This is a genomic window from Streptomyces achromogenes subsp. achromogenes (assembly GCF_000720835.1).
Lineage (GTDB): Bacteria > Actinomycetota > Actinomycetes > Streptomycetales > Streptomycetaceae > Streptomyces > Streptomyces achromogenes.
In genome coordinates, this window is the sequence record NZ_JODT01000043.1 from 1 (window position 1) to 19,208 (window position 19,208).

The 19,208-nt window shown below is 70.9% G+C and carries 19 protein-coding genes; 13 read left to right on the forward strand and 6 right to left on the reverse strand.

Going from position 1 to position 19,208, the window contains the following annotated elements; genetic code table 11:
- From IH25_RS0132305 to IH25_RS0132320, 4 genes are all read right to left on the reverse strand, one after another.
- The coding region (locus tag IH25_RS0132305; protein ID WP_030618884.1) for an aminotransferase class III-fold pyridoxal phosphate-dependent enzyme at window positions 1-389 on the reverse strand (389 nt) is incomplete at its 3' end.
- A 135-nt stretch (window positions 390-524) separates the two neighbouring features.
- Window positions 525-1,871: a CynX/NimT family MFS transporter gene (locus tag IH25_RS0132310; RefSeq protein WP_030618886.1), complete on the reverse strand. Its 1,347-nt coding sequence runs from the start codon at window positions 1,869-1,871 to the stop codon at window positions 525-527.
- Window positions 1,872-2,061: 190 nt separating this feature from the next.
- Window positions 2,062-2,952, reverse strand: a complete 891-nt coding sequence (gene thpD / locus IH25_RS0132315) for an ectoine hydroxylase (protein WP_030618888.1) — start codon at window positions 2,950-2,952, stop codon at window positions 2,062-2,064.
- A 65-nt stretch (window positions 2,953-3,017) separates the two neighbouring features.
- Window positions 3,018-3,431, reverse strand: coding sequence for an ectoine synthase (locus IH25_RS0132320; RefSeq protein WP_030618891.1), 414 nt, complete (start codon window positions 3,429-3,431; stop codon window positions 3,018-3,020).
- A 738-nt stretch (window positions 3,432-4,169) separates the two neighbouring features.
- On the opposite strand from IH25_RS0132320, the gene IH25_RS0132325 reads away from it, so the two are divergent.
- The 10 genes from IH25_RS0132325 to IH25_RS0132370 all read left to right on the forward strand — a co-directional run bounded on the left by IH25_RS0132325 (window position 4,170) and on the right by IH25_RS0132370 (window position 14,061).
- Window positions 4,170-5,111: a ParB/RepB/Spo0J family partition protein gene (locus IH25_RS0132325; protein WP_245172951.1), complete on the forward strand. Its 942-nt coding sequence runs from the start codon at window positions 4,170-4,172 to the stop codon at window positions 5,109-5,111.
- Window positions 5,112-5,389: 278 nt separating this feature from the next.
- Window positions 5,390-6,643, forward strand: coding sequence for a cation:proton antiporter (locus tag IH25_RS0132330; protein ID WP_245172952.1), 1,254 nt, complete (start codon window positions 5,390-5,392; stop codon window positions 6,641-6,643).
- 249 nt (window positions 6,644-6,892) lie between these two features.
- A complete protein-coding gene (locus tag IH25_RS0132335; protein WP_030618898.1) occupies window positions 6,893-7,210 on the forward strand; it encodes a hypothetical protein in 318 nt (105 codons plus the stop codon).
- A gap of 17 nt (window positions 7,211-7,227) precedes the next feature.
- Window positions 7,228-7,926, forward strand: coding sequence for an SDR family NAD(P)-dependent oxidoreductase (locus IH25_RS0132340; RefSeq protein ID WP_030618901.1), 699 nt, complete (start codon window positions 7,228-7,230; stop codon window positions 7,924-7,926).
- Complete coding sequence (locus IH25_RS0132345) at window positions 7,923-9,287, forward strand: class I adenylate-forming enzyme family protein (RefSeq protein WP_030618903.1); 1,365 nt, start codon at window positions 7,923-7,925, stop codon at window positions 9,285-9,287. The genes IH25_RS0132340 and IH25_RS0132345 overlap by 4 nt, the downstream gene beginning before the upstream one ends.
- Window positions 9,284-9,910 carry an LbetaH domain-containing protein gene (locus tag IH25_RS0132350; RefSeq protein ID WP_030618908.1) on the forward strand — a complete coding sequence of 209 codons (627 nt, stop codon included), beginning with the start codon at window positions 9,284-9,286 and terminating at the stop codon, window positions 9,908-9,910. The genes IH25_RS0132345 and IH25_RS0132350 overlap by 4 nt, the downstream gene beginning before the upstream one ends.
- Before the next feature lie 11 nt (window positions 9,911-9,921).
- Window positions 9,922-11,634 (forward strand): chloramphenicol-biosynthetic FADH2-dependent halogenase CmlS, encoded by a 1,713-nt coding sequence (gene cmlS / locus IH25_RS0132355; RefSeq protein WP_030618911.1) that lies wholly within the window; start codon window positions 9,922-9,924, stop codon window positions 11,632-11,634.
- Window positions 11,635-11,712: 78 nt separating this feature from the next.
- Window positions 11,713-12,534 carry a 4'-phosphopantetheinyl transferase family protein gene (locus IH25_RS38745; RefSeq protein WP_051754301.1) on the forward strand — a complete coding sequence of 274 codons (822 nt, stop codon included), beginning with the start codon at window positions 11,713-11,715 and terminating at the stop codon, window positions 12,532-12,534.
- Window positions 12,535-12,550: 16 nt separating this feature from the next.
- On the forward strand, window positions 12,551-13,069 hold the full coding sequence (locus tag IH25_RS0132365; RefSeq protein ID WP_030618917.1) for a GNAT family N-acetyltransferase: 519 nt from the start codon (window positions 12,551-12,553) through the stop codon (window positions 13,067-13,069).
- Window positions 13,070-13,152: 83 nt separating this feature from the next.
- Window positions 13,153-14,061: a TIGR04222 domain-containing membrane protein gene (locus IH25_RS0132370; RefSeq protein WP_030618921.1), complete on the forward strand. Its 909-nt coding sequence runs from the start codon at window positions 13,153-13,155 to the stop codon at window positions 14,059-14,061.
- A 50-nt stretch (window positions 14,062-14,111) separates the two neighbouring features.
- Here IH25_RS0132370 and IH25_RS42650 read toward each other — a convergent pair whose 3' ends face one another.
- Entirely contained in the window at window positions 14,112-14,429 is a 318-nt protein-coding gene (locus IH25_RS42650) for an alpha/beta hydrolase (protein ID WP_030618924.1), read from the reverse strand.
- A 185-nt stretch (window positions 14,430-14,614) separates the two neighbouring features.
- Between IH25_RS42650 and IH25_RS0132380 the strand changes: the two genes are divergently transcribed.
- Entirely contained in the window at window positions 14,615-15,121 is a 507-nt protein-coding gene (locus tag IH25_RS0132380) for a DinB family protein (RefSeq protein ID WP_030618926.1), read from the forward strand.
- A gap of 92 nt (window positions 15,122-15,213) precedes the next feature.
- On the opposite strand, the gene IH25_RS0132385 is transcribed toward IH25_RS0132380, so the two are convergent.
- Entirely contained in the window at window positions 15,214-16,575 is a 1,362-nt protein-coding gene (locus tag IH25_RS0132385; RefSeq protein ID WP_030618929.1) for an endo-1,4-beta-xylanase, read from the reverse strand.
- A gap of 213 nt (window positions 16,576-16,788) precedes the next feature.
- Here IH25_RS0132385 and IH25_RS0132390 point away from each other — a divergent pair, with 213 nt between their 5' ends.
- Window positions 16,789-17,721, forward strand: a complete 933-nt coding sequence (locus IH25_RS0132390) for a hypothetical protein (RefSeq protein WP_030618932.1) — start codon at window positions 16,789-16,791, stop codon at window positions 17,719-17,721.
- Window positions 17,718-19,190, forward strand: a complete 1,473-nt coding sequence (locus IH25_RS0132395) for a hypothetical protein (RefSeq protein ID WP_030618935.1) — start codon at window positions 17,718-17,720, stop codon at window positions 19,188-19,190. Before IH25_RS0132390 ends, IH25_RS0132395 begins: the two co-directional genes overlap by 4 nt.
- Window positions 19,191-19,208: the final 18 nt, after the last annotated feature.

The following is a 19,208-nucleotide window of genomic DNA, read 5'->3' on the forward strand; positions in this document are numbered from 1 at the left end:
ACCTTCCGCGCCAGCTTCAGCGCGGACTCCACCGCGTTGGTGCCCGTCGGCCCCGGGAACATCACCTTGTACGGCAGATCCCGCGGACGCAGCACCAGGCGCTGGAAGGTTTCAAGGAACGCGCGCTTGGCGGTGGTGGCCATGTCGAGCCCGTGGGTGACGCCGTCCCGTTCCAGGTAGTCGAGCAGCGCCCGTTTCAGCACGGGGTTGTTGTGGCCGTAGTTGAGTGATCCGGCGCCGGCGAAGAAGTCCAGGTACCGGTGGCCGTCCTCGTCCACGAGGTGTGTGCCGTGCGCGCGGTCGAAGACGGTGGGCCAGTCGCGGCAGTAGCTGCGTACCTCGGATTCCAGGCTCTCGAAGATGCTCAGGTCGGGCGGCATGATGGTCATGCGTGCTCCCGGGGGTCGTCAAACGGCTGTGGTCGACGCGGAAGGTGCGGGAGTGCGCTTCGCCCGGCTCGGGCGAGGCGCGGACAGGGGACGGGCGGTCTCTCAGCGCGCGCGGACAGGGGGCGGGCCGGTCTCTCAGCGCGCTCGGTCCGACTCGGTGGACCGCACGGAGACCGGCGCGGGCTCGGGACGGCTCTCCTCGGGACCGTCCGGCGGTGGGGGGACCGGCCGTACGAAGCCGGGCCGTGCGGCCAGCAGACCGCAGACGAGTTCGGGCACCACCAGCAGGAGCAGCAGCCAGATCGACGCCTCCCAGCCGCCGGTGGCGCTGCGCAGCACACCGAAGGTGAGCGGACCGGTGGCGGCGAGGAGGTACCCGCCGGACTGGGCCATGCCCGAGAGCCGCGCCGTGACCGCGGCATCGGGGGAACGGAGGTTGAGGAGGGTGAGGGCGATCGGGAAGGCGCTGCCCGTGGCGACTCCGAAGACGGCGATCCACACCCAGCCGGCCCGCGGAGCCAGGAGCAGGCCGCCGAGCCCGACCACCATCAGGGCGACGACCCCGAGGACCAGCGGCCGCTGGTCGCGCATGCGGGCCGCGACCACCGGTACGACGAAACCGAGGGGGATGCCGATGACGATGATGACCGAGTTCATCATCCCCGCGGTGGCGGGCGTGAACCCGTGATCGTGCATGATCTCGGGCAGCCACGCCGTCAGCGTGTAGAACATCAACGACGTCATGCCCATGAACACCATCACGGCCCACGCCAGCGGCGAGCGCAGCAGCGAGCCCTGGCCCGCGGCGGCCCGGGCCGCCGTCTCCGCGGCGGTGTCCGCCGGGGCCCGCGGAGGGCCGGCCGGGGCGGACGGGGAGGTGTCGGCGGCCGGCCGTTCCGGCCGGCGGGTGCGCGCGCGGAGCGCCAGCGGGCCCCACACCAGGGCCGCGACCAGGGCGGGAACCGCCCACGCGGCCAGCGCGGGCCGCCAGCCGCCCAGGTGGTCCAGGGGGACGGCCAGGCCCGCCCCGGCGGCGCCGCCGACCGACAGCAGCATCATCGACAGGCCGGTGAGCGTCCCCACGCGGTGCGGGAACCCTCGCTTGATGACCGCCGGCACCAGCACGTTGCCCGTCGCCATCCCGGCCGCGGCCAGCACCGTGCCGGCGAACAGCGCGGTCTCGGCGGGCACCACGCGCAGCAGGAGCCCCGCCGTGATCACCACGAGCGCCACGGTGATCGCCGCCTCGGTGCCGATCCGGCGGGCGAGCAGGGGGGCGAGGGCGGAGAAGACGCCCAGGCACAGCTCCGGCAGCGTGGTGAGCACGCTGACCTCGACACCGGTGAGCCCGAACGTGTCCTGGAGCTCGCCCAGGAGCGGGGGAACGCCGGTGATGGCCGCCCGCAGGTTGAGGGTCAGCAGGACCAGGCCGGCGAGGGTCCAGATCGCTGCGGAACGAGTGGTACGGGGAGAGGAGGTCATGTCGCCTTCGTCCTGCGCGGCAGCGTGTCGAACGTCGGGTGCGGGCAGTGGTCGGACGTCGGGTGCGGGCAGTGCTCGGACGTCGGGTGCGGACAGGGGGAGACGTCCTGCTCCGGTCCCGTCCCGGTCGGTCCCGCCGGAACGGGACCGGCCGGGACGGAATCAGCGGGTGCCGCCCCGTGGCCGGGGTTCAGACGGGGAACTCCCGGTTGCCGAGGTGCTGCGGGCGCGGCCTGGCCGCCGCGAAGGGGGCCTCCAGCGTGTTCTCGACGCTGTTGTAGACGATGAAGATGTTGGAGCGGGGGAACGGCGTGATGTTGCCGCTGGAAGCGTGCAGCAGGTTCGAGTCGAACATCACCGCGGTCCCGGCGGGGCCCGTGACCTGCTCGATGCCATGCTGCTCGGCCATCCGCGTCAGATGGTCCGGATCGGGGGAGCCGACCGGCAGGCGCTCCACGCGCAGCGACTCCTTGTGGTAGTCGGGCGGTGTCTCCCCGACCGTGGGGACGAACGTCGTGTGCGTGCCCGGCATGACCATGAGCGGGCCGTTGCACGGGAGGTTCTCGCTCAGCGCGATGGACACGCTGAACGCCCGCGGCCGGGGCATGCCGTCCTCCGAGTGCCAGGTCTCGAAGTCGGAGTGCCAGTCGAACGGGGCGCCGCCGAACCCGGGCTTGTAGTTGACCCGGCTCTGGTGGATGTACACGTCCGAGCCGAGGACCTGCCGTGCGATGTCCGTGAGCCGGGGCGAGTGCAGCAGACCGGCGAACAGCTCGCTGACCTTCTCGACCTCGAACACCGAGCGCACCCGGTCGGACCCCGGCTCCAGGATGACGCGTTCACTCGCGCGCAGCGCCGGGTCGGAGCCGAGCCGCCGCAACTCGGCGCGGTACGCCTCCACTTCCCGCGGCGACAGCAGGTGGTCGAGGACCAGGTAGCCGCTGGACCGGTAGCGGGCCAGCTGTTCCTCGTCGAGCGGGCCCGGCGCGTCACCCCACACCACGGGGTCGACCCGCGGCTGGGGCACGGCCTCGCCGCTGACTCGGGTCGGGTACAGGTCAGGACGCACAGTGGTGTTCATACAGCGCTCTCCTTCGGAGCCGATCGTGCCGTGCGAGTGCCCGGTTCGCGGGCCGGGCTGCCGTCTCAGGCCGTATCCGCGCCCTCCGCGTCGGTGAGCAGCGGGTACGTGCCGTTCTCGTCGTGGTCCTCCCGGCCGGTCATGGGCGGGTTGAAGACGCAGATGTAGCGGGAGTCGGTCCTGGGGCGCAGGGTGTGCCGTTCGTGGCCGTCGAGGAGGTACATCGTCCCGGGGGTGAGCCAGTGCTTCTCCCCGGTCTCCTCGTTGGTCAGCTCGGACTCCCCTTCGACGCACAGCACCGCTTCGACGTGGTGGGCGTACCACATGAACGTCTCGGTGCCGGCGTAGACGGTGGTCTCGTGCAGGGAGAAGCCGGCCCGCTCCCGGGCGAGGACGATCCTCTTGCTCTCCCAGGTGCCGGACCTGGATTTGACGTGCCGGTCGGTGCCCTCGATGTCGCTGAATGAACGGACGATCACGACGGGTCATGCCCCCTTGAGTCGTGGATGGGCGGAAGCGGCCTCGCTCACGGTGCGGGCGCCTGCCTTCGGACGCTCGCTCGCATCTGCCTCGGGTGGGACGGGCGGAACCGCGTACCACTGCGCGGGCCGCGCACTCGTAGACCCCGCAAGAGGGAAATACGGCCACGGGTGATCCTGGCCGGACCACTGGCCCATGGCGCCGGCGCACCGCGGAATCTTGGCGTCCGCCTGGTCAGCCCATTAGACCAACAGGGGCGCCGGGTATCAACCATGGGTGCGCGGGGGGCCGTTGCCGCTTCCGATCGCGTATTTTCGGCCAACTGACCGGCTCCAGCCGTGAGTTGATCTTGGCGGACCGCTGTGTACCCGCGCCCGTCGGCTCCACGCCGGGGGAGGACACCTGCTTCACAAAACCTTCGAATCGCCGCACCGGTCCCTGCCGATTCCACCCCTGTGACGCCTGGGCGCACCCACGCGGAGACAGCCGTGCCGGAGGCGTCCGCGGCACGGCCGGTTCCGATCGCTAACGAGCCCGTGCCCCGTTCAGGGATGCCACGCTGACAGCGCTACGACCAGAAGTTGTCCGAACGCGGCAGGCGGACGGCGTATCGGAGACCATCCGCGCGCACGGTGATCCGGACATACCGGCTGGGGGCCGATATGGAAGCTCAGCTCCATCACAGCGATCGACCGGGAGGCCTGGTCCCCGGCGGGCCAGTGCCTCATCTGGTCCCCGTGGACCAGCTTCAGCCGGCCGACTCCCCCCGCCTCGCGGGCGAGGACGAGCAGCATGCGCGGAGGCTGGCCGAGAGCGAGACCGAATGGCCGCCGATCCTGGTCCACCGGACCACCATGCATGTGATCGACGGGATGCACAGACTCCGCGCGGCGAAGGAGAAAGGGTGGCACTCCATCAAGGCGGAGTTCTTCGACGGCACCGCGGAGGCGGCCTTCGTCGAAGCCGTACGGGCCAACATCCGGCACGGCCTCCCCCTGTCCCTGGAGGACCGGCGGTCGGCGGCCGAACGCATCGTCGCTTCCCGGCAGGACATGTCCGACCGGGCGATCGCCGAATGCACGGGCCTGTCCACCAAGACGGTCGGCGGCATCCGCCGGCGGCTGAACGGCGGGTCCTCGCGCCAGGAAGTGCGGCTGGGCAGGGACGGCCGCCGCCGGCCGCTCAGCGCCGCCGAGGGAAGACGGCGTGCGGCCGAGGCGCTGACGGCCCGCCCGCACGCCCCGTTGCGGCAGATCGCGAAGGCGGCGGGGGTCTCCGTGGGCACCGCACACGACGTCAGGGAACGGGTGCGGCGTGGCGAAGACCCCGTCGTGCCCAGGGACCGCGAAGAACCGCGACGGCCCGGAGGCCGCCAGGAGCCCGGGGCGGTGGCCGGGGAGGCCGCGGTCACCGCGGAGGAACTGGAGCGGAAGGCACGCAACATGAGGGCCCGGCTGCAGTCGCTGCGGCGGGACCCCTCCCTCAGGTTCTCGGAATCGGGCAGAGAGCTGCTGCGGTGGCTCTTCCTGCAGTACCAGGCCAAGGCGAAATATCCGCACGTCGTCGAGAACATCCCGCCGCACCTGGCGGAAACCGTCGCCGAACTGGCCCTCCAGTGCTCGGACATGTGGCGGAGCCTCGCCCAGGAACTCGAAGACCGCGCGGGACGGGCGGACTAGCGGGCACCGCGGTGTTCAACCGGCGACAATCCACACTTGAACAGAGAATCGGCCGGAGGCGGCAGTGTGCGGCGGAGCCCCTCGGTCGCCGGGTTGTTCAACCCCGGCGACCGAGGGGCTCCGCTGGTTTTTTCGTGGGTGAGGTCTGAAAACTGGTGTCCCGGACGCGTTCGGACACCGGCGGGCCCTTTTCCCATGGAGGACATGTGCTTTTCTCGTACGCGCCGACGACGGCCACACCACTCGCGGCTCACGAATTACTGGTCTTTCTGCTCCAAGTGGCATTGCTGTTGTTGTCGGCGCTGTTCTTCGGCAGGATCGCCGCCCGCGCCGGCCTGCCCGCGGTCGTCGGCGAACTCCTCGTGGGAGTCGTCCTCGGCCCTTCCGTGCTCCAGCGCCTGGCCCCCGGACTGTCGGGCTGGCTCTTTCCCGGCGGCCGGGAACAGGCGCACCTGCTGGACGCCGTCGCCCAGCTCGGGGTGCTGCTGCTCGTCGGCGTCACGGGCATGCACCTGGATCTGGGGCTGGTGCGCCGGCGCGGCAGGACGGCCGTGCTGGTCAGCGCCGGCGGCCTGATCGTCCCGCTCGGCCTCGGTGTCGGTACGGCGTTCCTGGTGCCCGCCGCACTGGTCCCGGAGGGTACCGAGCGGGGCGTCTTCGCACTGTTCCTCGGCGTCGCGATGTGCGTGAGCGCGATCCCGGTCATCGCCAAGACGCTGATGGAGATGCGACTGCTGCACCGCACCGTCGGCCAGCTCACCCTGACCGCGGGAGTGATCGACGACGTCTTCGGCTGGTTCACGCTGTCCGTCGTCTCGTCGATCGCCGTCACCGGCATCAGCGGCGCACCGGTCGTGGAGGCACTCGCCTCGGTGGCGGTCGTGGCGGTCGTGGCACTGACCGCCGGACGGTGGGCGGTGCGGCACGCCTTCCGGCTGGCGCGCACGAGCCCGGAACCGGGGGTACCGGCCGCCACGGCGGCCGGGGTGATCCTGCTGGCGGCGGCCGCCACCCACGCGCTGCACCTGGAGCCGGTCCTCGGCGCGTTCCTCGGCGGTGTCCTCGTCGGACGGGAAGGGAAGGTCGAGCCGGCCCGGCTGGCCCCGCTCCGCACCATCGCCCTGTCCGTGCTGGCGCCGGTCTTCTTCGCCACCGCGGGTCTTCGCATGGACCTCGGCGCGCTGGCGGATCCCGGTGTCGCCCTGGCCGGGCTGGGCGTGCTCGCGGTCGCCGTCCTCGGCAAGTTCCTCGGCGTGTGGGCCGGCGCGAGCGTGAGCGGCCTCGGCCGGTGGGAGGCGCTGGCCCTGGGGGCCGGACTCAACGCGCGGGGGGTCATCGAGATCGTGGTGGGAATGGTGGGGCTGCGGCTCGGCATTCTCAGCGTGGCGGCGTACACCATCGTGGTGCTCGTCGCCGTGGTGACCTCCCTCTTGGCCCCGCCGATCCTGCGCCTGGCTATGGCGCGCGTCGAGCGAACGGCCGAGGAGGAAATCCGGGAGGCCGAGCAAAGGGAGTGGAGCGCGCTGTCCTGACCCGGCGCCTCCCGGACCTGTTTGACACAGCGGAATGCGGTCCGGCACATTCGTGACCCGGATACCGGCGCGGCACGGAACACGGAATCGCGTGCCCCGGCGAAAGCCTCGTGGCACGACTCCGAGAGTTGATTGCCCCTTCGGACGCGGCATCTCGCATGAAAAGAGCGGCTCCTCGAAGGAAAGAGAAATGTGCCGCCCGCCGCCCCTGGAAAACCCGGCCACCCCACTTCGGAAGGTATGGCGACCATGAACGACCGGCTTCTCGCTCTCATCCAGGACGTCATCGAGGAGGTCAACGAACGCAGGGACGAGAAGATCCCCGTCACGGAACTGACCTCCCTCGCCCTCTACGGGGACAACGGAGTCTTCGACTCCATGCAGCTGGTCAACTTCCTGACCCAGGTGGAGGAGGCCGTGGAGGACGAGTACGGCGAGGAGATCTCGCTGACCTCCGAGAAGGCCGTCTCCCAGCGGGTGAGCCCGTTCGGCAGGGTGAGCCGGCTCGCCGAGTTCATCGAGGCCGAGCTGGCCGAGGCCGGTGTCGCCGTCTCCCAGCCGGTGTGACCGGCCCGGGCCGCCTGATGATCGCCCTAGTCACCGGAACCAGGACCGGCGTGGGAAAGGCCCTGGCCGAACACTTCCTCGACCGCGGGGACACGGTGATCGGCTGCAGCCGCAGGCCGTCGAGCATCCGGCACCCCGCCTACCGCCATCACGAGATCGACCTGACCGACGCGGCACAGGCACGGTCCATGTTCCGCGCCGTCCGCCGCGAGTTCGGACACCTGGACGCACTGGTCAACAACGCCGGCACCTCGGTCATGAACCACTTCATGATGACGCCGGAGAAGACGGCCCGCGCCCTCTTCGACCTCAACTTCTTCGCGGTGCTCAACTGCTGCCGGGAGGCCGCCAAACTGCTGCAGAGGAGCCCCGAGGGGTCCGCGGCGATCCTCAACGTCTCGACGGTCGCCGTGCCGTGGGCGCTGGACGGCCAGCTCGTCTACTCGGCGAGCAAGAGCGCCGTGGAGCAGCTGACCCGCGTCATGAGCAAGGAACTGGCCGCGTTCGGCATACGGGTCAACGGGATCGGTCTGCCGCCGGTGCGCACCGTCCTCACCCGCACCCTCGCACCGGAAACCCTCGACGCCGTCGTGGAGCGGCAGACGATCGGGCGGATGTGCGAGATGGACGACATCGTCGGCCCCGTCGACTTCCTGACCACGGGCCACTCGGCCTTCGTCACCGGAGAGACGCTGTACCTGGGAGGAGTCCAATGAGGGACACCCTGACCGAGAGGCTGGAGCGGTGGGGCGACCGCACCGCCGTCGTCCACCACTCGTCCCGCCACACCTACGCGGAACTGGCCGGGGAGATCCGGCGGATCGAGACGCTGCTGGACGAGGCGGGAGTGAAACCGCACGAAGCCGTCGTCCTGAAAGGCGACTTCTCCTTCTCCCAGATCGCCGCGCTCTTCGCGCTCTACCGCCGCAAGGCCGTGGTGGTGCCCGTCGTGACGTTCACCGAGACGACCCTGGAGGCCGTCCGCGACGCCTGCCGCCCCCGGCACGTCGTGCACGTGGAGGACGAGGTCACCGTCGCACCGTTCGACTCGCCCCCGGGCGAGGCGGCGGAACTCTACGGAGCCCTGATCGCGTCCGGCTCGGCCGGGCTCGTCCTCCTCTCCAGCGGATCGACGGGGGCGCCCAAGGCGGTCCTGCACGACTTCGACGCCCTGGTGGCGGAGAGGATCGGCACGGGCGAACGCGTGGGCAAAAAGCCCCCGCACATCCTGCTGTTCCTGCTCGCCGACCACATCGGAGGGATCAACTCGCTGCTCGGCGTCGTACGCGGCGCGGCGACCGCCGTGGTGCCGGCCAAGCGCACACCCGAGGAGATCTGCCGGCTGGTCGAGGCCTACGGCATCCGCCTGCTGCCGACCAGCCCCACCTTCCTCAACCTCATCCTCATCGGCGACTTCCACGAGAAGTTCGACCTCTCCAGCCTGCGGCTGATCACCTACGGGACCGAACCCATGCCGGAGGAACTGCTCAAGCGCGTCCACGCCGCCTTCCCACGGGCCCGGCTGCTGCAGACGTTCGGGACCAGCGAGACCGGCATCTCCACCACGCAGAGCGAGTCGTCGTCCAGCACGTACTTCCGGATCTCCGACGAGGGAGTCGAGTACCGGGTGGTGGACGGAGAACTCCAACTGCGCACCCGGACCCAGTTCATGGGCTACCTCAACTACTCCGACGAGGCCGTCACCTCCGACGGCTGGTTCCGCACCGGGGACCTCGTGGAGGAGAACGCGGACGGCTACATCAAGGTCAAGGGCCGCGCCAAGGAGATCATCAACGTCGGCGGCGAGAAGGTCCTCCCGCTCGAACTCGAATCGATCCTCATGGGCAGCCCCCGCATCGCCTACTGCGCCGTCTACGGAAAGCCCAACTCCATCACGGGACAGGCCGTGCACGTCGACGTCAAACCCGACGGCGCGATGACCAGGGCCGAAGTGCGCCGGCACGTCCGCGAGTTCCTGGACGGCAAGGTCGAGCCGTTCAAGATGCCCGCCAAGGTGACCGTGATCGACGAGATACCCGTATCGGCCCGGTTCAAGAAGCAGAGGAGCCGGCCGTGACCGACGTGGTCGTCATAGGCGCGGGCAAGTTCGCCCGTGAAGTGGCCCGTTACACCGAGGAATCCGGATACGGCGTCGCACGCTACCTCGCCGTCGAAGGGGAGGAGGTCCACGCGCCGGACGGAACCTGGACGAAACTCGCCGCGCACCCGCCGGACGAGGGCACGAAGGTCGTCCTCGCCGTGTCCGGCATGAAGCAGCGGCGCGAGGTGATCGAGGAGTACATCACTCCCCGCGGATGGCAGGCGGTCAACGTCGTCCACCCCTCCTCACGGGTCGACCCCGCGGCGATCGGAGGACAGGGCAACATCATCGGACCGGACAACTACGTCGGCGTGCGCACCGTCCTCGGAAGCTACAACGTCGTCAACTACCGGTGTACGTTCGGGCACCACTCCCGGATCGGCTCGGGCAACTTCTTCGCCCCGAACTTCCACGCCGGCAACAGCGTGGAGATCGGGGACGGGAACTTCTTCGGCCTGGCCTGCACCGTCGCCCCCGAGGTCCGCATCGGCGACACCTGCCGGTTCCAGGCGGGTCTCACCCTCTTCGAGAACGCCGCGAGCGGATTCTCCTACCTCTCCCCGAGCCGCATCAAAGCCATCAAGTCCACCGAGTCGTGAAGGAAGCACCCATGAACCGATCGACCGTCGCCATCATCGGAGCCGGCCCCGCCGGCTGCACCGCCGCCCTCACCCTGCACCGGCTCGGTCACACACCGGTCGTCTACGAGCGGGACACCTTCCCCCGCTACCGGGTCGGCGAGTCCTTCCTCCCCGGTTCGCTGTCCATCTTCCACCGGCTCGGCCTGCAGGACCGGATCGACGCCGCCGGTTTCGTCAAGAAGCCCTCGGCGACGTTCCTGTGGGGACGCGACGAGGCCCCGTGGACCTTCTCCTTCACCACACCGCGGACCTCGCCGTGGGTCTTCGACCACGCCATCCAGGTGCAGCGCAAGGAGTTCGACCAGCTGCTCCTCGACGAGGTCAGGGAACGCGGCATCGAGGTGCACGAGAACACACCGGTGTCCCACGTCGACATAGCGGACCCCGACAGGGTGTCGCTCACCGCAGGCCGGGGAGAGACCGCCAAGCGCCTGGAGTTCGACTTCGTGATCGACGCCGGCGGCTCCAACGGACCACTGGCCCGCAAGCTCGACGTACGACGCTACGACGAGTTCTACAAGAGCTTCGCCATCTGGTCCTACTTCCGCCGCCCCGACCCCTTCGAGGGCGACCTCAAGGGGACGACGTACTCCATCACCTTCGAGGACGGCTGGGTGTGGATGATCCCGCTCAAGGACGACCTCTTCAGCGTCGGACTGGTCGTCGACCGCTCCAAGGCGAGCGAGGTGAAGCAGGCCGGCCCCGAACGCTTCTACCGGGAGACCCTCGCCAAGGCCGACCGCGCCAAGGAGATCCTCGGGGACGCCGAGATGGTCGAGGAGGTACGGGTCGTCCACGACTGGTCGTACGACTCCGAGGTGTACTCCGGCGGACGCTACTTCCTCTCCGGCGACTCCGCCTGCTTCACCGACCCGCTGTTCTCCCAGGGCGTCCACCTGGCCACGCAGTCGGCCGTCTCGGCCGCCGCCGCGATCGACCGGATCGCCCAGCGCGAAGCGGAGAGGGACGAGGTCCACGCCTGGTACAACCGCGCCTACCGGGAAACCTACGAGCAGTACCACGAGTTCCTCGCCTCCTTCTACACGCTGGCCTCCTTCACCGAGCCGGAGTCCGAGTTCTGGTCGAAGCGGCGCATCAGCGCATCCGACGACGGGCGCCTGAACCGCAAGCGCTGGTTCACCCGGCTGGCCGCCTCCAGCGGCGACGGCACCCTGTCGGTGGCCGACTTCCGCGACCGCGCGACCACCATGATGAGCATCGGACGCCACCAACGCATGGAACTGAGCGACGAGTTCACCGACGACGAGCTCAACCCCGCCCGCGTACGCTGGATCAGCCGGCTGACCAAGCGGCTCAACCGCATCAAGCGCCTGGAGTGGAACGGCGCGGAGGTCACCCTCAAGCCGTACTACAAGGTGGATCCCGAGACCTTCCGTCTGGAGCCCAAGCAGGTGCTCGCCAACGAGGACGGCCTCGACATGATCAAGTGGCCGCTGGAGGAACGGCACCGGCAGATCCTCAGCCGTCTCCTCAAGGAGGAGGTCGGCTACAAGGAGCTGATCCGCGAACTGAGCGACGCCGACCAGCAGGAACTCAGCTCACAGATCGTCATCCGCCTCATGGAGGCCGGCCTGCTCACCGGCTACGACAAGAACGGCGAGCAGGTCGTCATCCAGGACCGCCTCCGCTTCGACGGCGTGGGCACGGAGTACGAGGTCTGACGCCGGTCCGCGTCAACGCGGACTCGGCCGCCGGGTCACCGAGCCCCGGCCGTCGGGTCCGCGGCGGTGAGCGCGGCGGTGATCCGGGAGCGATCCGGAACCGGCCCGTACCCGTACCTCGCCGAGAACCGTCCGCGACCACCGCCGGAAGGAGGAGCGACACTGTCGGCCGTCGACGCCCTGCCCGCCACCGGTGAGTGCCACCTCTGGTCGGTGCCCGTCCGGGCCCGCCCCGAGTGGGAAGCCCTGCTGTCCCCCGACGAGGCGGCCCGCGCCGCGGCGATGCCCAGGGGCGTACGGCGGGACCTGCTCGTCACCTCGCGCGCGGCGCAGCGCCTGGTCGCCCACCGGTACACCGGCAGGCCGGCCCGAGGCGTGCGCATAGAACGCGCCTGCGCCCGCTGCGGCGCCGGCCACGGCCGCCCCCGGGTCCTCCACGGCGGGTACGACTACTCGGTCACCCACACCCGCCGGAGGGTCCTCATCGCGGTCGTGACCGAGGGCCGCGTGGGCATCGACCTCGACACCTCCCCGTACCCCGGTGTCCTGCGGCGTCTCATCGCCCGCATCACGACCCCCGGTGAACGCGCGGCCCTGTCCCGGCTGCCCGCGCGGGAGCTGCCGGAGGCGTTCACCCGGCTCTGGTCGCGGAAGGAGGCCGTCGTCAAACTCACGGGACACGGCCTGGCCGCCCGGCTGGACCGGATCGAGGTGCGGGGCGACCTCGCCCGGCCCGTGGGGAGCCCCGCCGAGGACTGGCCCGCGTTCCCGATCCACCTGCGGGACGCCCCGGTGGAGGGAGACCGGATCGCCGCGATCGCCAGCACGCGCCGGATCACCGCCCTCGCACCGCGGTCGCTGTCCGCCCCGGCCGCCACCGGCACCACTCGATCCGCCTGAAGCGAAGGGAACAACGATGACAGCCTCTCCGTCGGAGAAGACCGGCACCGCCGTCCGCTACCGCACGCCCACTCCGGACGACGCCGTAGCCGTGTGGCGGATGGTGCTCGACGAGCCGATGCTGGACGACAACAGCCCGTACCACTACAGGCTGTGGTTCCGGGACTTCGCCGAGACCTCCATGGTGGCCACCGCCGGCGACGACATCGTGGGCTTCCTGACGGGCTACCGCCGACCCGACGCACCGGACACGTTCTTCATCTGGCAGGCGGCGGTCACACCCGGCACCGGCATCTCGGGCCTCGGCATCGACCTCCTCGTGCACGCGATCGACCCCCAGCTGGGCCTGGGGGCGAAGTACGTGGAGACGAGTGTCTCCCGGCAGAACAAGGCCATCGTGATGCTGCTGCACATGGTCGCCACGACGTACGACGCCGACACCCACACCGAACTGCTGTTCCGCGCGGAGGACCTCCCGGGCGGCGACCACGACGAGGTCCTCCACCGCATCGGGCCACTGAACCCCCGCACCTGAAGCCGGGGAGCCATGTGCGGCTTGTCGATCTGCCGTGGCGGGGACAACCGTCTTGAGTGGACGGGGGCTACTGGGGAATGGCGATGCTGTACGAAGGGCTCTATCTCGCGGTACTGGTCCTGACGGCGGGCGCGATCGGGTACCGGATCGTCGTCGCCGTGAGGATCGCGCTGATGCTGAGGGCGGAGGTGACGGTCCGCGAGGATCTGTCCGTGGAGGAGTTGGCCTACCTCGCGGGCGGGTCGCGCCGGACGGTGGCGACGGTGCTGTTCCGCATGGTGGGGCAGGGGCGTCTGGCCGTGGCGGAGGACGGCACGGTCACCGTCCCCGAGGGCAGCTACGCGGCCGGCGCGGCGACCGGTGTCGAGCGGGCGCTCATCGAGGCGGCGGGCATCTCCCGCAGTGAACGGGTGGGCAAGCTGGTCGCCCAGGCCGCCGCGAGCCGCGCGGTACGGTCGGTCGGGGACCGCCTGCGGGCGGAGGGCCTGCTGATCCACCCCGCCCTGTGGCGCCGGCAGTATCGTGCCCGGCGTCTGCTGTGGTGGTCGGCGGCGCTCGCGCCCGTGCCGGCGGTGTGGGAACTCACCGCCGGTACCGCTGACCGTTGGTGGGCCGGTGTGGCCCTGGCGGCCGGCGCGGCCCTCACCGCCACGCTCGTCAAGCCGGCCCAGGCCCAGGTGCCGTACCGGGTCCGGTCGGCACTCGGCAGCCTGCGCGGCGAACGCGAGCGTCCCGCCCGGTGGCGCCGGGCAGACGCCCTGGCCGCCCTTGCCGTCACCCCTGTGGGCGCGGTGGCCCTCGACGGACTGTCCGCCGCCCGAGAGCCGGAATTCAGGGAGTTGGTCACGCCCGAGACCTGGAGGGCCGGGGACCCGGCCTTCGGCGGCGCCTCCGCCACCGGGTTCGGCACGTTCGGGGACTGGAGTGCCGGCGGGTACGCCGGAGCGTGCGGCGGCGGTGACGGAGGTGGGTGCGGAAGCGCGGGGGAGTGAGGATGCCGACGGGACGGACGCGCTTCCTCGGGGCGGCGCCGTATGGGTACTCAGGGACGACGCGGGGACGAAGCCGCCGCCGCGCAGGTGGGGTCGTGCGCCGGTAGCCGTCCCGTGCGCAAGCAGGCGTTGACGCGCTCGTCGACACAGGCGTTGCCGTACTCGCCGTACAGCCCGTGCTGCCGGGCACCCGACACGGTGAGCAGCCGGGAGGTGGGCCACTGCTCGTGCACGGCCTCCGCGCCGGTGTAGGGGGTGCGGGGGTCTCCGGTGGCGGCGACCAGCAGGGCGGGGACGTCGTTGTCGAGCACGGTCGGCGCCTCGGCGGGCCGCTTCCAGAACTCGCACGGGGTGTTGTTGCCGGCCACCGGCCCGGTGAGGGGGTAGCGCTCGCGGGATGCCTCGATCGCACGCCGGTAGCTGCCGATGCCGCGCCGCCGGGAGAACCCTGAAACCGGGTGGGGTGATCCCCGGAAAGGACCCGCCCCGGCGGATCCGGGGCGGGCGACAAATGGCTCGACACCGGTGGAGGTGATCGGGGACGCTTCGCGCGATGACCAGAATCGATGACACGCCACCCGCGTGGGACGAGCGCACGCAGCTCACCACATTCCTCGACTACGCACGTGACACCGCCCGCGCCAAGTGCGCCGGCGTCTCCGCGGAGAACGCGCGCACAGCGCCTCTGCCGAGCTCACCGCTGATGACCCTGAGCGGAGTGGTCAACCACCTCCGCTGGGTCGAGTACTACTGGTTCCAAGTGGTCTTCCTCGGTGAGGAGGACCAGGGCCCGTGGACCGAGGAGGACCCCGACCGCGAGATGCGGATCGCCGTCGACTTCCCGCTCACCCAGTTGCTCGACGAATACGCCGGACAATGCGATCGCTACCGCCGGCTGGTCGCCGCGAACGCCCTGGACAAGCAGGCCCAGCGTCCCGTCCGCGACGGCCTCCACGTCGACCTGCGCTGGATCCTCCTCCACCTCATCGAGGAGACGGCCCGCCACAACGGCCACCTGGACATCCTGCGCGAGATGCTCGACGGCACGACCGGCGACTAGATCAGGCGGACACCGCGGGCGGATCCTCGGCACCGTGACCGGCCGCCGCCGGGTCCGCAGCGGGACCGGGCGGCGGCCGGGCGGTGGTGGTGTCAGGACGCCGTGCAGGTGCCGAGCGTGGGAGCGGCCGAGTTGCCGTTCTTCATGACCGTGAAGCCGAAACTGGTCGAGGCGTCCGCCGCGAGGCTGCCGTTGTAGGCGGTGGAGCGCACCGTCGCGACATCACCGTTCCAGGTCGGGCTGCCGTTCCACAGAGAGGACACCTTCTGCCCGGAGGGGAAGGTGAGGGTCACGGTCCAGCCGGTGATCGGCGCGGTGCCGGCCGTCACGGTGACCTGGCCGTTGTAGCCGTCGTTCCAGTCGGAGGTGCGGGCGTAGTCGACGGTGCACGCCGCACCGGGGTTGCCGCCGCCGTCACCCCCGCCCCCGTCGCCGCTCCCGGTCCCGCCGAGCGTCGTCAGGACGGAGGTGTACGCGGGCTTCGCGGCGTAGTTGGAGTCGAAGAGGAGCGGGGTGCCGCTGGAGCGCCAGGAGTATTTGTCGGTGATGCCCCAGACGGTGATGCCGGTGCAGCGGGTGACCGCGAGGCAGGCCTTGACGACGTTGGCGTAGTTGCCGGCCTGTGCGGTGCCGGAGCCCTCGATGTCGAGTTCGGTGATCTGGACGTCGACGCCGAGGTCGGCGAAGCGCTGGAGGTTGGCCTGGTAGTCGGAAGGGACCGGGGAGGCGCTGTTGAAGTGGGACTGGAAGCCGACGCAGTCGATGGGGACGCCGCGGGCCTTGAAGTCCTTGACCATGGCGTAGACGGCGTTGCTCTTGGCGTTGACACCGTCGGTGTTGTAGTCGTTGTAGCAGAGTTTGGCGTCGGGGTCGGCGGTACGGGCGGTGCGGAAGGCTTCCTCGATGAAGCCGTTGCCGAGCTTGTCCTGGAAGGGCGAGCTGCGCCGGGCGCCGCTGGTGCCGTCCTGGAAGGCCTCGTTGACGACGTCCCAGGCGTAGATCTTGCCCTTGTAGTGCTGCATGACCTGGGTGATGTGGTTGTTCATGGCGGTGCGCAGGTCACTGGCGCCCAGGCCGGAGACCCAGGAGGGCAGCTGGGAGTGCCAGACCAGGGTGTGTCCGCGCAGCTTCATGCCCTGGCTCTGGGCGTGGGCGGCGATCTGGTCGGCGGCGCCGAAGGTGAAGGTGTTGCGCGTGGGTTCGGTGGCGTCCCACTTCATCTCGTTCTCCGGCGTGACCGCGTTGAACTCGCGGTCGAGGGTGCCGGCGTAGGCGGACTCGCCGAGGTGGTTCGCCGCGACCGCGGTGCCGAAGTAGCGGCCCTTGGCCGCCGCGGCGGAGCCGAGGGTGTCCTCGGCCGCGGTCGCGCTGTGCGACAGGGCCGTGACCATCGTCGCGGCGAGCAGCGCGGTGGTGACCGCCCCCGCTGTCCGCCGGGGCAGTGATCTAGTCATGAGCATGCCATCTCCTCCGTCGAAACTTTCGCACATATGATCGAATGTGACGGCGAGATTACGAACCTGAGCGGCGTCGGTCAACGGGTCGCGCGGGTTCGAATGTTTCGAGACGTTCAGCACCGCCGTACGTTCGGTCGTGGGGCTCAACAACGGGGCGGGGACGGCCTGTTGCGGCACTAGAATCGCCGAGCCGAGGAACAAGGGGGGAGCATGGCCGTCGCCATGGTCGATGCCGTCAGGCTCGCGAAAGCGAACCGACGAAGGTACGAACGTCTGGTCGAGTGCCAGGAGGAGCTCGGTCAGCGGGCCACCGCGGAGAACGCCGCCCAGCAGAAGGCACGGCAGACGCTCTACGACGAGGCCCTCGTCCCCTTCCGCGACGCCTTCCAGCGCCTCAAGCGCGTCGATCTGGTCGAGTTGGCCGAGATCGAGCTGCCGGCCGTCGGCGGCGAGGTGGGCGTCGAGTTCCGCCGGCTGCGCGAGGGCGCCGTGACGGCCGCCGTCGGCGCGCTGGCGGGCGGCGCGCTCGCCGGTTCGGGAGCCGGGGCAGGCGCCTTCCTCGCGGTCGGAGCCTTCGCCACCGCCTCCACCGGTACGGCGATCTCGGGGCTGTCCGGGGCGGCGGCCACCAGCGCCACGCTCGCCTGGCTGGGCGGCGGGTCCCTCGCCGCGGGCGGTGGCGGGGTGGCGGCCGGGACCACGGTGCTGTCCCTGATCGTCGCGGCTCCGGCCGTCCTCTCGCTGGCCGCCGTCGCGGAGTGGCAGAGCCGCAGAGCCCGGCGCGGCCAACGGCAGATGGCCGAGGACCTGGAGCGGGCCGAGACGGAGATGCGGGAAGTCGAGGAGGCGGCCTCCGCCCTGTACGAGCGCAGCAAGCGGATGCGGCGCCTCCTGCGGGACCTCCGGTACGTCCTGGTGCAGCGGCTGCCCTCGTTCACCGCGCTGGTCGAAGCGTGCGACGACTACGCCCGGTACGACGCCCGTCGGCGCGCCGAGGTGGCGGCGATGGTGGATCTCGCCGGCCTCGCCGTCATGGTCATGAGCTGCCCGATCACCGACGCGGAGGGACGGATGACCGAGGAGTCGGGGCGGGTCGTCGCCGACGCCGAGGCCCGGCTGCGGGCCATGGACACCGAGTCGTGAGTTCCGTACCCGGCGCCGTGGGGCGCTCGGTGATCCCCCATGGCACCGACCACGCCGTCTGGGCCGTCGCCGACGCGGCCACCCGGCGGCTGGCGGCGGCGACCGTCGAGACGCTGCGGACCCAGGAGACGGTGCGGAAGCTGGCGCGGCGCTACGCGAACGTCACCAACGCCCAGCGCGCGGGCCATCTCTTCGAGGTGATGCACGAGCTGTCCTTCAACCGGCGTGCGATCCTGGCCGGTTCCCCGGTCCGGGCCCGGGTCACCGAGTGGATGGCGGGCGGATCACAGACCGCCGCGGCCGACCTCCACCTCGTCGACCACGGGACCGTCGTGGGGCAGGCGCAGGCCAAACTCGTGGACAGGGCCACGACCACCGCTCATCAGATCTCCCGGCGGGACTACGCGGGGATGACGCGACTGGTGGCGGCCGACCGGATCGCGGCCGTCGACGACCTCCTGGACCGCCGGCTCGCCATGAATCCCGACGGTGTGCGGTACGCGGACTACTCGGACGCCCGCGCCCATCTGACGGACCGCCTCGAGCACGCCGGCGTGAGCAGCACACCGGTCGGCCTCGCGGACGTCCACCGTGCCGCGCGGGACCCCGTGGGCTGGGCCCGCGGGCAAGCCGTCCGAGCGGCCGGCGGCGAGGCCCTCGCCGCCGGGGCCACCGCAGCCGCCCTCGGTGGCCTGATCGACGGTGTCACCAGCGCCGCGACACAGGCCGCACGCGTACGGGCCGGCGAGACCTCCGCGGCCTGCGCCGCGTTCACGGCCTCGGCCGCCGCCGCACGTGCCGCCGTCAGATCGGGAAGTCTGACCGCGCTGGGCTCGCTGGTCCGAAGCGCCGCGCGGGCCGGCCGCCTCCCGGCCGTCCTCGGCGGCGGCGACCTCCCCTTCGCCACCGCCCGAGCGGCGTACACCGTCGCCGAAGCGGGGCTGGACCTGGCCCGCGGCCGGATCGATACGGGCGAGTTCGCCGCCCTGAGCTGCGAGGCGACCCTGACCACCGCCCTCAGCTGGGCCTGCGGTGCGGTGGCGCAGACGGTCGTGCCCGTGCCCGTGGTCGGCGCCCTCCTCGGCGGGCTCGTCGGTCAGGCCGCCGCCGCGCTGGTCGTCCAAGGCCTGCAGGCCGCCCTGGTCGCGGCCCGCGCGGACGGCGCCGACGACGCTGCCACCGACCTCCTGGAACGCGAACTCCTCACCGCCGCCGCGACCTCCGGCCTGCTCGGCAGCGCGATCGGCCACCTGGACGACCAGCGGGTCACGCACGCCGCCGCCGTGCTCCTGCCCCGGCTCTCCGGCGTACAGCAGGAGATGGCGACGAGCGACCCGGCCGGCGCCCTGCCGGCCCTCGCCGAGCTGACCCGCACGGTCGGCGGCCGGCCCGTCTTCGCGACCCAGGCCGAGTTCGACCGGTGGATGGCGGACGACGACACCGTGCTGAGACTCGACCCCAACTGGTGACAGGGCCGCGGGACTCGC

Bases quoted from the DNA above. Each gene is read 5' to 3' on its own strand.
- IH25_RS0132310 (WP_030618886.1), bottom strand. From the start codon at position 1,871: ATGACCTCCTCTCCCCGTACCACTCGTTCCGCAGCGATCTGGACCCTC.
- IH25_RS0132340 (WP_030618901.1), top strand. From the start codon at position 7,228: ATGATCGCCCTAGTCACCGGAACCAGGACCGGCGTGGGAAAGGCCCTG.
- IH25_RS0132365 (WP_030618917.1), top strand. From the start codon at position 12,551: ATGACAGCCTCTCCGTCGGAGAAGACCGGCACCGCCGTCCGCTACCGC.
- IH25_RS0132385 (WP_030618929.1), bottom strand. From the start codon at position 16,575: ATGACTAGATCACTGCCCCGGCGGACAGCGGGGGCGGTCACCACCGCG.
- IH25_RS0132345 (WP_030618903.1), top strand. From the start codon at position 7,923: ATGAGGGACACCCTGACCGAGAGGCTGGAGCGGTGGGGCGACCGCACC.
- IH25_RS0132380 (WP_030618926.1), top strand. From the start codon at position 14,615: ATGACCAGAATCGATGACACGCCACCCGCGTGGGACGAGCGCACGCAG.
- IH25_RS0132335 (WP_030618898.1), top strand. From the start codon at position 6,893: ATGAACGACCGGCTTCTCGCTCTCATCCAGGACGTCATCGAGGAGGTC.
- thpD (WP_030618888.1), bottom strand. From the start codon at position 2,952: ATGAACACCACTGTGCGTCCTGACCTGTACCCGACCCGAGTCAGCGGC.
- IH25_RS0132370 (WP_030618921.1), top strand. From the start codon at position 13,153: ATGCTGTACGAAGGGCTCTATCTCGCGGTACTGGTCCTGACGGCGGGC.
- IH25_RS0132390 (WP_030618932.1), top strand. From the start codon at position 16,789: ATGGCCGTCGCCATGGTCGATGCCGTCAGGCTCGCGAAAGCGAACCGA.
- cmlS (WP_030618911.1), top strand. From the start codon at position 9,922: ATGAACCGATCGACCGTCGCCATCATCGGAGCCGGCCCCGCCGGCTGC.